Raw genomic sequence first — 11,611 nt, forward strand, 5'->3', positions numbered from 1 at the left:
ATGGATTGGCGTACCCTTGTTTGCTCTAGCTACCTTTCTTTTTCTTAGGAGAGGTTTTAATTATGTAGAGCATCTCATCACCTATACATTCTATCTTGTTTTAGGAAATATAGTTCTAATACTTAGTATTCCTTTATTATATTTTGACTTCTATGGAGTTCAATTCTACTTTCTGATTATAACATTATACTTCTTTTACCTCTACGCAGTAGCGTTAAAACTAAACAAATGGCAGCACTACCTTTTACTGATTTTGGCCAACCTGTTCGGATTCGTTTTCTACGTAATGGTCATTAGTTTTGGAATGGGTATAATTTACGCCTTAACAAATCAATAATTGCCAGATAATCAGAATTTCAGTTTCTTTGGCACATGAATAGTAAGGATTACATCATTTTTATCGTAGGGTTTATCTTCGTGATATTAAGCGGGGCTGTAGCTTACAAAGACACTGAGATTGCCGGCTTTATGTATGCCTTTGGCTATGGACTCATAGTTTACATTGTAATTCGTGGCATATACCTGTTTATTAAAAAAAGAATTTCGAGATCTAAATAAAACCGACCATAACATGAAATTATTAGAAGGTAAAACCGCACTGATCACCGGTGCATCTAAAGGAATAGGAAAAGCGATTGCCCAGCGTTTTGCTGAAGAAGGCGCTAACATCGCGTTCACTTATTTATCAAGCGTAGAAAAAGGACAAGCTTTAGAAAAAGAGCTTTCTGAAAAAGGAATTACAGCTAAAGGCTACAGATCAGATGCTTCAGATTTTGCTGCGGCACAAGAACTGATTGATAGCGTGGTGGCAGATTTTGGCTCGCTCGATATACTTGTAAACAATGCAGGTATTACCAAAGACAATTTATTACTCAGAATAGGCGAGTCTGACTGGGATGATGTTATCAACGTAAACCTGAAATCGTGCTTCAACACAGTAAAAGCTGCTACCAAAACGATGATGAAGCAGCGTGGTGGCTCTATCATCAACATGACTTCTGTAGTAGGACTTAAAGGTAATGCTGGTCAGGCCAACTATGCGGCATCAAAGGCAGGTATTCTTGGCTTCACTAAATCAGTAGCGTTAGAACTAGGCTCAAGAGGTGTGAGATCAAATGCTATTGCACCTGGTTTCATCGAAACAGAAATGACTGAAAAACTTGATGAGAAAACTGTTCAAGGCTGGAGAGATGCAATTCCATTAAAAAGAGGTGGCTCTCCTGAAGATGTGGCTAACGCCTGTGTTTTCCTTGGGTCAGACATGTCTGCTTACATCACTGGCCAAACCATCCAGGTTGATGGCGGTATGTTGACGTAAGTCTTTTTGATTAGTCGTCTGACCACTCAAGTGGCCAGACGACTGATTATATTTCAAGACTTAATTGTTACTTGCGCTGTGCCACCATCTCATTACCTGCCTGAAAGATGGTAAGTGATTCAGCAGGCTCACCAGAGCCAAACTCTACTTCAACAGCCAATTCTTTCATGAAAAATCGATTGTTTGCCATCGGGTACATTCTAAACTTAGGCTGACCCTGAAGCTGCGTGTAGTAAGCACCTTCCTCTTCCCAAATTTTTACATCGGTGCCATTTAATGAATACTCACCGGCATATTTTTCAAATAATCCGGAAGGAAGAGAAATCTCTTCTTTTTCCGTCATCTTCGGTACTTTCATTTCCATACCTCCCTGCTTATGCATGCCGTGGGTAATTTCACCATTCTCATTAGAATAGAATTTTACTTGAGCATCCACAACTTTCCAGAAAAATTCATCTTCGGCTTTAGGGTATATTTCGTAACGTGGCTGACCTGTTAATTGGGCATAAAGTTGTCCGTCATTTAGAGTCACCACCATTATTGCCCCACCAGGGTACTCATATTTGCCTATGTATTTTTCGAGCGCAGCACCTTCCATCGAAATCTCTTCTTGCTCTTCAAGGTGTTCTTCAAAGAAGATTTGAGTAAGCTCTTTTGCCATATTGCCTGGTACAACATTGAGTGGCGGAGAAGCATTGCTCAATACAATCACAGAGGCATCAATTTCCGGGTAATAACTCAATACTGATAAAAAGCCATGAAGCCCTCCGGTATGAACAATCGCTTTAAGACCACGATATTCTGTGATTGCCCACCCATAACCATAAGGGTGGCTTGAGCCATCGTTTAACTGCACCGGTGTAAGGGCTTTTTCAATGCTTTCTTTTTCAAGAATCTCTCCTGAAAAAACAGCTTTATTCCACTTGAGTAAATCATGCGTGGTAGAGTACAAATTGCCAGCGCCTCCGGCCCATGTCATGTCCCAGTTAAGTGAAGGCTTGATTGCACCATTCTCTGCCATATAACCGATTGCCTCATTTTTATAAGATTTACTGTTGTCGTAAATGCCCGTATTATTCATACCGAGCGGCTTAAAAAAATGCTTTTCTAAAAATGCCTCGTAGCTCATCCCTGATTGCAATTCTATAATATGACCTAAAATGAAATAAGCTGAATTATTGTATTTCCATTTATCGCCCGGGTCGAAATCATACCCCAATTGCTTTATTTTCTCGATCAAATCATCCACCGAAACGGGCTCTTCAATGGTGTTGATAAAATCTGGCTGATCTGTATAGCTTTTTATACCGCTGGTGTGTGTCAGTAAATGATGAATCGTAACTTCATCACCTCTCGGGAAGTCTTTGATATATTTATTAAGAGGATCGTCTAATGAAAGCTTATTACTTTCTGCCAGTTTGAGAATAGAGGCTGCAGTAAATTGCTTTGTTACCGATCCAATTCTAAAAATCGTATTTTCATCAATGGCATTCTGGCTTTCATTTTCTGAGTAGCCATGGTATTTCTCATAAATTATGTTGTCACCCTGGGCAACCAGTACCGAAAGACCATGTTCATTATTCGGAATGGCCTTTTGTAGCAAGGCATCTGCTTGTTCCTTGAGTTGGGCCTGGCTACAAGAAAAAATTAATAATAGAAATAATGGCAAAAAGAGCTTTTTCATAAATTGAGTGTTTGTTTACCCACAATTTTTTAAAATATGCATTTAAAGTCAATAGGCTTAAGGTAAGCGGAAGAGCCTGACGCTAAAAGGCCTATAAACTTATCTGATATTCTTAACTTGCGTGCATGAGGCTTATCTCCCACCCCATCTTGTGTAACTACTATGTCACCTATCGGTGCAATGCAAAATGTGGTTTTTGTGATATCTGGGAGCGTCCTTCGCCTTATGTCGACATAGAAACCGCTACTAAAAACCTTGATGATCTTAAAAGACTGGGTGTAAAAGTTATAGACTTTACAGGAGGCGAGCCACTCCTCCACCAGCAGATAGACCAACTGCTCAAGCTCGCCAAAGACCGAGGATTTATTACAACCCTCACCACCAACTGCCTGCTTTACCCAAAGTGGGCAGATAAGCTTAGAGGCTTGGTCGATATGCTCCACTTCTCACTCGATTCACCTGATGAAGACGAGCACAATAAGTCGAGAGGTGTGGCCTGTTTCGATTTCGTAAAGCAATCCATTACTAAAGCAGAAGCTCTGGGAGAAAGACCCGATATTATATTTACTGTTTTTGAACACAATGTGCAGCAAATTGAAGAGGTATATAATAAGTTTTGCGCGCCCAATGATTTAATTCTTATTCTCAATCCGGTATTCGAATATGCTGATGTAGAAACCGGCCATAAGCTAAGCTCTGAGACTTTGAGCAGCTTAAATCGCTGGTCAAAGAAGAAGAATGTATACCTCAACAATGCCTTTGTAAGTTTGAGAAAAGATGGAGGAAACCATATTGATGATCCTGTTTGCAGGGCTGCCAGCTCAACCATCGTAATTTCTCCCGAAAATAAACTTATGCTGCCCTGCTACCACCTGGGTATTGATGAGATCCCTATCGAAAATGACTTGTTTAATCTATACCAATCAGAAAAAGTGCAAAAGTTAGTCGCCCTGGAAGGCAGACTTCCGGCTTGTGAGGGATGCACGATCAACTGCTACATGCAGCCTTCTTTTGCTGTTGAAATCAACAAATATTTTTGGAAAGCGCTACCAAGCACACTGAAATACAATTGGATGAAGGGCACCTGGAAGGAATTGTTTTAATTATGACGAAGCGATCTTACACAACAAGCTTCGGTTTAGGTATTTGTATGTCTTTCAGTTTGCGCTAAAACCTCCGCTTACATAAAACCACCCGCTATCCTTCAAAGCTTTTTTCTAATTTAGATTTACACAAACTGTACCTCTATGAAGAAGCTATTTTTCCTTTCCCTATCTCTACTTATTGGTTTCTCAACCTGGGCTCAAAAAAGAGCTTTACAGCATGAAGACTTCGACACCTGGAAAAGAATTACCAACGAAAGCATTAGCCCGAATGGCAATTTCGTAGCGTTTCACCTTACACCCGGTAAGGGAGATCAGATACTTAAAATAAAAAGGCATTCCGGGGAGGAATTATTGAGCTATAAAAGAGGCGAATCATCCAGATTTAGTGCGGATTCAAAATACCTCATCTTTAAAATCGTACCTGCACTCGATTCAGTAAATGCATTGAGAAGGTTAAAAACGAAAGACGATAGAATGCCAAAAGACACGCTGGCCATTTTTGATTTAGAGGCAGGCTCGTTGACCAAAATACCCGCGCTGAAGCAGTTTATGGTTCCAAAAAAATGGAGCAACTACGTTTTCTACCAATTGGAAGAGATCAAGGCCGAAAAGGACACGACAAACAGCGACTCTACAGCGGCTAAAAAACCAAAGAAAGAGAAAAAAGTCGGCAAGGAAACCGGCTACCATCTGGTCATCCGAAACCTGGAATCACAACAGCAGGACACTATCCCTTTTGTCACAGATTATTCTCTGGCTAAAGAAGGTGAGCGATTATTGTATAGTACCTCCGGTAAGGATTCAACTTTTTTGCAAGGTGTTTATTATCTCGATTTATCTACAAATACCACACGAGCACTGCACCAATCAAAAGGTAAATTTAAGCACCTCAGTTTAGACAAATCGGGTGAGCAGGCAGCCTTCATTACCGATGTTGACACAACAAAAGCCCTCATAAGAAATTTTCAACTCCGCTACTGGAAAGATGGCCTTGACTCGGCCGTGGTAAAAGCTGATACCTCCTCCACTTTTCTAGTCGATAACTGGGGGGTTAGCGAACACGCTAACCTTATGTTTTCTGATAATCAGGAAAAATTGTATTTCGGAACAGCACCGATTCCCCTTGCTAAAGACACGTCACTCTTATCTGAAGAAATTATACAGGTAGAAATCTGGAACTATAAAAATCAAAGGTTGCATACGCAACAAAATGCCGAACTCGAAGAAGACCAGAAAAAAAGTTATCAGGCCGTATTCTACCCCAAACAAGATAAGTTAGTGCAGCTGGGAACGCCAGAAGTCCCTGAAATTAATCTGGCTGACAAAGGCAATGCAAAACATAGTTTAGGACTATCTTATGAAGGCTATCAACAATACATTTCCTGGGAGGGCTTTCCGAGACATATGGATGTATACCTTATAAATAATGAAACCGGTGAGCGTCAACTGGTAAAACAAAACCTGCGTGGCTCTGCCGATATTTCTGCTGATGGCAATTACCTCTATTGGGTTAATGCTGTAGACACTACATGGACAAGCTATGCCATTGACAAGAAAAAAAGCTTTAATCTTTCTGAAGAAATAGATGTCTCGCTGGCTGACGAACTATTCGATCAGCCAAACCTCCCATCATCTTACGGTGCTGCCGGCTGGACTGAAGATGACAAACACTTTTTGATCTACGACCGCTATGATATTTGGAAGCTTGATCCGGAAAATAAAGAGAAGCCTGAGAAAATAACAGATGGTAGAAATAGCAAAACTCGTCATCGCTATGTTCACTTAGACCCGGAAGAAGAGTCGATAAACCCTGACTTTCTTTTGATCCATACCTTTAATGAAAACTCTAGAAATGAAGGTTTTGCTTCCCTCAACCTAAAAAGAAATAAACTACAAAATCTCATTACAGGCCAATACGCCTTTTCAAAGCCAACCAAGGCCGAAAACACTGAGCAAATCTTTTATACCAAGGAGAGCCATACTTTATTTCCTGATCTGCTGGCAAGTGACTTGAGCTTTAAGTTTACCAATAAGCTAAGCAACGCCAATCCCGAAATCGATAACTATCTGTGGAGTAGCGTGGAAGTTTACAAATGGACCTCACTCGATGGAAAACCATTGGAGGGTTTGCTCTACAAGCCAGAAAACTTTGATCCTAATAAGAAGTACCCAATGATTACCTACTTCTATGAGCGTAACTCTCACAACCTAAACCGTCATTGGGGTGCCGTACCGATCAGGTCAATTATCAATCCGGCTTTCTATGCCAGCAGAGGTTATGTTGTGTTTATTGCTGATATTGTATATAAAACAGGTTATCCGGGAGAAAGCTGTTATAATGCAGTTATGCCTGGCGTTACCTCACTTATTGCTAAAGGCTTTATCGATAAGGATCGTCTTGGCATTCAAGGCCACAGCTGGGGCGGGTATCAGGTGGCCTATCTGGTTACACAAACCAATATGTTTGCTGCTGCCGAAGCGGGTGCTATCGTGGCCAACATGACCAGTGCTTATGGCGGCATCAGATGGTGGACGGGCCTCAGTCGTATGTTTCAGTACGAGCATACGCAAAGCAGAATTGGAGGCACACTTTGGGAGTACCCCATGCGATATATAGAAAATTCGCCTTTGTTTTATGTCGACAAAATAAATACACCTTTGCTTCTAATGCACAACGATGCTGACGGCCATGTGCCCTGGTACCAGGGGATTGAAATGTTTGTGGCTATGCGTAGACTCGGTAAACCTGCCTGGATGCTCAACTACAACGGAGAACCTCATTGGCCAACCAAATGGGAAAATATCCGGGATTTTAATGTGCGCATGCAGCAATACTTCGACCACTACCTGATGGGTCAGCCTATGCCGGTTTGGATGGGTGAGGGTATTCCGGCTATCGAGAAAGGTATTACAAAAGGTTATAAACTAATAGAAGAATAAAATATGAAAACTCAATTATTAGGCTTTTTAATTATTTGTTGTGTGGCATGCAACACTCAGAAAACCGACACTTATACTCCTGATAAAGCAGCTGTAGATAAAGTACTAGACGATTGGCACAATGCTGCAGCCGAGGCTGACTTTGAGCGCTATTTCAATCATTTTGAAAATGACAGCTCCATTTTTATGGGCACAGACGCCACAGAGCGCTGGACGGTGGCTGAGTTTAAACCCTGGAGCAAGCCTTATTTCGATAGAGGGAAGGCATGGTCTTTTACACCTGAAGAGCGCTATATTTATTTTTCAGACAATGGGAAAATAGCCTGGTTTGATGAGGCACTGGCCACACCCAACCTCGGCCCCAGCAGAGGCACAGGGGTGCTTACTTATACGCCTAATGGCTGGAAAATTTCACATTACAACCTGACAGTCCCTATTCCAAACGAGTTGATTGGTACCTTCATACCGCAAATCGATAGTGTACTCAATAAGTAGCTATGGGAAATATTAGAATTCTTCAGGTCGGTCTTGGCCCTTTGGGTATTAAAATAGCAGAATTTATTGCAGCCAGAAATGGTATTGAAACTGTGGCAGCAGTGGATAAAAAGGAAGATCTTATTGGCCTTTCACTATCTGAAATAAATGCTGATTTACCGAGCGTTGAAATTCAACCTTCCGTTGAAAATGCAATGTCTGCTAAACCTGATGTAGCCATACTTACAACAGTTTCTGATATGGCTCGAATTACAGACCAGGTATTGGAACTAGTTGCCAATGGCATTCCGGTTGTTTCTACCTGCGAAGAACTGAGTCACCCCTGGTCAACGGCTCCAAAACTGGCCGAAAAAATAGACTTAGCTGCAAAGGAAAATAATGTGGCAGTAGTAGGCACTGGAGTGAACCCCGGCTTTCTGATGGATTCACTACCTACTTTTTTAACCAGTGTTTGTCAGCAAGTAGATGCTGTTGAGGTCAGTAGATATCAAAATGCCTCGTTTAGACGAGTCCCCTTTAGAGAAAAAATTGGTGCTGGTATTACGCTTTCTGAGTTTGAAAAGAGAAAAGAAAAGGGCCTTTTAAGACATGTCGGCCTTACAGAGTCCATCCAATTTATAGCGTCAAACCTTGGCTGGAAGCTTGACAAAGTCGAAGACCTAATTATGCCGGTAATAGCCGAGCAGCGAATTGAAGATCAAAACCTGGTAATCGAAAAAGGCAATGCTAGCGGTGTAAGGCAGGTTGGCACAGGGTATATAAAGGGTAAACCTAAAATCACTTTAACTTTTCAGGCCACTATTGGTGAGCCAGAGTCTTATGATGAAATAAAAATCAAAGGCTCTCCTAATATTACATCTAAAATAGAGGGTGGTGTAAATGGAGATGTTGCCACTTGCGCCATAGCTATAAATGCGACCAAAAGTATTTTGAAAGCGCAACCAGGACTGCGCACGATGGCCGATATACCCATGCCATCTTATTTCACTTCACTATAAACAAAAAATAATTGAAATATTTGCATACCACTTAATCTGTAATTACGTTTACATCATCATTCGATATACTCACTTCGAGATAATCGATTTATAAAGAAGCGTGGAGAGACAGGCTCTGAGAAGCGCTAGCAACCATCCGAAGGATATCATAGTTCGGAAAGGTGCTAAATCCTGATCCCAGGAAAGTTCATCAGGTGATGATCGGGGGAAAATATAAATTGATAATAATGAAAAGATCAATTCAACATCAGACCGGCCTTCTCGCTACTTTCACAAAGTCAATCCAGTCATTGATCACCTCTTGCATGTGTATTTGTTGCTGTTGCAATAGCTAATTCTAAGCTAGCTGCATCAGTTAATCTAAGCTAGTCCCGTTTGGGGTCGTGGTATTGCTATGCCATTTTCTTACCCCTCAGGCTATACATCATTCTTTCTCACAATTTACTTAATACAAATAAACATGTCTCAGACACTTACCTTTTCGGTGAGTTCGCAGAGCGAATCCCCCGCAAGAACAAAGATCAACACACGTGGCTTTCAACTCGTAGTTGATGAGCCTCAGGAACTGGGCGGCACAAATCAGGCTCCTAACCCAGTAGAATACATTTTGGCTGGCTATGCCGGTTGCATCAATGTAGTGGCCCATATCGTGGCCAAAGAGCTCCAAATAAAGCTCAAAGACTTACAAATAAACATAGAAGGAGACCTAAACCCAGACAGATTGTTTGGAACCAACTTCAAGGACAGGGCAGGCTATAAGCACCTGCATGTAAGGCTCAGCACCTCCACAAAGCTTGATAAGGCATTGGAAACAAAATGGCTTAAAGAGATTGAGCTTCGCTGCCCGGTAAACGACAACCTAAGCAATAAAACACCAATAAAACTTTCACTTAATTAAAATATCACAATCATGAGTACACAATTAAAATTCGAAACACTACAACTGCATGCCGGATACGAAAATGTTGAAGAATCATCAAGATCTCGTGCGGTGCCACTTTACCAAACCACATCTTACACCTTTAAAAACGCAGAGCACGGAGCCAATTTATTTGCCCTAAAAGAGTTTGGTAACATTTACACACGCATCATGAATCCGACCACGGATGTGTTTGAGCAACGGATTGCTGCGCTTGAGGGTGGTGTTGCTGCGGTGGCAGTCGGTTCCGGTCAGGCTGCTCAATTTATCGCGCTCAATAACATTTTGGGCGTAGGAGATAATTTTGTCTCTACACCATTTCTCTATGGCGGCAGTTACAATCAGTTCAAAGTTGCTTTCAAACGATTAGGTATCGAAGCCCGCTTTGCAGAAAGTGACAAACCTGAGCACTTTGAGACTTTAATCGATAAAAACACCAAGGCCATCTATCTCGAAACCATTGGCAACCCAGGCTTCAATGTGCCTGATTTTGACAAAATCTCAGAACTAGCCGAAAAGTATGATATCCCGCTGGTGGTTGACAATACTTTTGGAGCTGGAGGATATTTGTTTAGGCCTATCGAGCACGGGGCAGCTGTTGTTACAGCCTCAGCCACCAAATGGATTGGGGGTCATGGCACTTCAATCGGAGGAGTGATTATTGACAGTGGAAAGTTTAACTGGGGTAATGGTAAATTCCCTCAATTTACCGAGCCTTCTGAAGGCTACCATGGCCTTAAGTTTTGGGAAACATTTGGCTTTGATAACGAGCTTGGTCTACCCAATGTGGCCTTTGCCATCAGAGCAAGAGTTGAAGGCCTGAGAGATTTTGGGCCGGCCTTAAGTCCATTTAACTCATTTCTACTGCTACAGGGTTTAGAAACGCTTTCTCTACGGGTAGATCGTACTGTAGAAAATGCTTTTGCTTTAGCTCAGTGGCTGGAAAGCCATCCACAGGTTGAATCGGTCAACTATCCCGGACTTAAAAGTAGTAGTTACCATGAATTAGCCACTAAATATCTAAAACGGGGTTTTGGTGGCGTGCTTTCTTTCATTATAAAAGGTGGTAAAGAAGAGGCTTCAGCATTTATTGACAGCCTGAAACTTGTAAGCCACCTTGCCAATGTTGGAGATGCGAAGACTCTCATCATTCAGCCATCGGCTACTACGCATCAGCAACTGAGCAGCGAAGAGCAAATTGCCTCAGGCGTATTGCCTAATCTCCTTCGAATCTCAGCGGGAATTGAACATATCGATGACATTAAATCTGATTTAGAAAATGCCTTTAACACAATCAAAGCATCCGATACAGCCGTTGTCTGATACCAGTTTGTTTAATTATGATCAACAGTTTGGTTTGGAGTGTGGAGACACACTCCACAAACTGGAGATTGTTTACACTACACATGGCAAACTCAACGCATCTGGTGACAATGTCATCTGGGTTTTTCATGGCCTGACTGCCAATGCGAACCCCCTGGATTGGTGGGGTGAGTTGATCGGTCCACAAAAATGGTTGGATACGGAGCAGTATTATGTGGTTTGTGCTAATATACTTGGTTCGTGCTATGGCACAACAGGGCCGGCAAGTATAAATCCAATTACTGGAAAAGCTTACGGTATCAACTTCCCGCATATCACCATCAGGGATATGGTAAAAGCTCACCAACTGGTACAACAACACCTCGGGATTGAGAAAATTCACCTTGGCATTGGTGGTTCTCTGGGTGGGCAGCAACTTTTGGAGTGGGCAGTGACTGACACCCATCGGTTTGAGTATATATGCCCTATCGCTACCAATGCCCGACATTCGGCTTGGGGTATAGCTTTTAATGAGACACAACGCATGGCACTCGAGGCCAGCAACTTCAATGGGCAGGGGCTGGAGGTTGCCAGGGCGGTAGCTATGCTTTCTTACAGGCATCAAAATACTTATAGAAAAACTCAGACTGATTTTGATGACAAAATTGATGACTTCAAAGCCAGTAGCTATCAGAGATACCAGGGGCAAAAGCTCAATAAGAGATTCGATCCATTTGCTTATTACTATTTATCAAAAGCTATGGATAGCCACAATATTGGTAGAAACAGAAAATCGGTGCGACATGCGCTAAGGTCTATTAAGGCAGAGGCATTGTGTATTGGCTTAAA

11 protein-coding genes and 1 riboswitch are annotated in these 11,611 nt (G+C 41.9%); of the genes, 10 read left to right on the forward strand and 1 reads right to left on the reverse strand.

Annotation, left to right across the window (positions count from 1 at the left end; translation table 11 throughout):
• The 3 genes from E1176_RS20970 to fabG all read left to right on the forward strand — a co-directional run.
• Window positions 1–337 (forward strand): hypothetical protein (locus E1176_RS20970; protein WP_222933145.1); only part of this gene is annotated, 337 nt, incomplete at its 5' end.
• A gap of 35 nt (window positions 338–372) precedes the next feature.
• On the forward strand, window positions 373–558 hold the full coding sequence (locus E1176_RS12935) for a hypothetical protein (RefSeq protein ID WP_155211053.1): 186 nt from the start codon (window positions 373–375) through the stop codon (window positions 556–558).
• Window positions 559–571: 13 nt separating this feature from the next.
• A complete protein-coding gene (fabG, locus tag E1176_RS12940; RefSeq protein WP_155211054.1) occupies window positions 572–1,318 on the forward strand; it encodes a 3-oxoacyl-[acyl-carrier-protein] reductase in 747 nt (248 codons plus the stop codon).
• 67 nt (window positions 1,319–1,385) lie between these two features.
• Here fabG and E1176_RS12945 read toward each other — a convergent pair whose 3' ends face one another.
• A complete protein-coding gene (locus E1176_RS12945; protein WP_155211055.1) occupies window positions 1,386–3,002 on the reverse strand; it encodes a serine hydrolase in 1,617 nt (538 codons plus the stop codon).
• Between the two features lie 125 nt (window positions 3,003–3,127).
• Here E1176_RS12945 and E1176_RS12950 point away from each other — a divergent pair, with 125 nt between their 5' ends.
• The 7 genes from E1176_RS12950 to E1176_RS12980 all read left to right on the forward strand — a co-directional run.
• On the forward strand, window positions 3,128–4,105 hold the full coding sequence (locus tag E1176_RS12950) for a radical SAM protein (RefSeq protein ID WP_155211056.1): 978 nt from the start codon (window positions 3,128–3,130) through the stop codon (window positions 4,103–4,105).
• Window positions 4,106–4,249: 144 nt separating this feature from the next.
• Window positions 4,250–7,048, forward strand: a complete 2,799-nt coding sequence (locus E1176_RS12955) for an alpha/beta hydrolase family protein (protein ID WP_155211057.1) — start codon at window positions 4,250–4,252, stop codon at window positions 7,046–7,048.
• 3 nt (window positions 7,049–7,051) lie between these two features.
• Window positions 7,052–7,543, forward strand: a complete 492-nt coding sequence (locus tag E1176_RS12960) for a nuclear transport factor 2 family protein (RefSeq protein WP_155211058.1) — start codon at window positions 7,052–7,054, stop codon at window positions 7,541–7,543.
• A 2-nt stretch (window positions 7,544–7,545) separates the two neighbouring features.
• A complete protein-coding gene (locus E1176_RS12965) occupies window positions 7,546–8,541 on the forward strand; it encodes an NAD(P)H-dependent amine dehydrogenase family protein (RefSeq protein WP_155211059.1) in 996 nt (331 codons plus the stop codon).
• Between the two features lie 85 nt (window positions 8,542–8,626).
• Window positions 8,627–8,761: riboswitch (SAM riboswitch) on the forward strand.
• A 240-nt stretch (window positions 8,762–9,001) separates the two neighbouring features.
• Window positions 9,002–9,439, forward strand: a complete 438-nt coding sequence (locus E1176_RS12970) for an OsmC family protein (RefSeq protein ID WP_222933146.1) — start codon at window positions 9,002–9,004, stop codon at window positions 9,437–9,439.
• A 12-nt stretch (window positions 9,440–9,451) separates the two neighbouring features.
• Window positions 9,452–10,783 (forward strand): O-acetylhomoserine aminocarboxypropyltransferase/cysteine synthase family protein, encoded by a 1,332-nt coding sequence (locus tag E1176_RS12975; RefSeq protein WP_155211061.1) that lies wholly within the window; start codon window positions 9,452–9,454, stop codon window positions 10,781–10,783.
• Window positions 10,740–11,611: homoserine O-acetyltransferase family protein (locus E1176_RS12980; protein WP_155211062.1), on the forward strand; the 872-nt coding region annotated here is incomplete at its 3' end. The genes E1176_RS12975 and E1176_RS12980, both read left to right, overlap by 44 nt.

The organism is Fulvivirga aurantia (assembly GCF_009711475.1).
Classification (GTDB): Bacteria; Bacteroidota; Bacteroidia; order Cytophagales; family Cyclobacteriaceae; genus Fulvivirga; species Fulvivirga aurantia.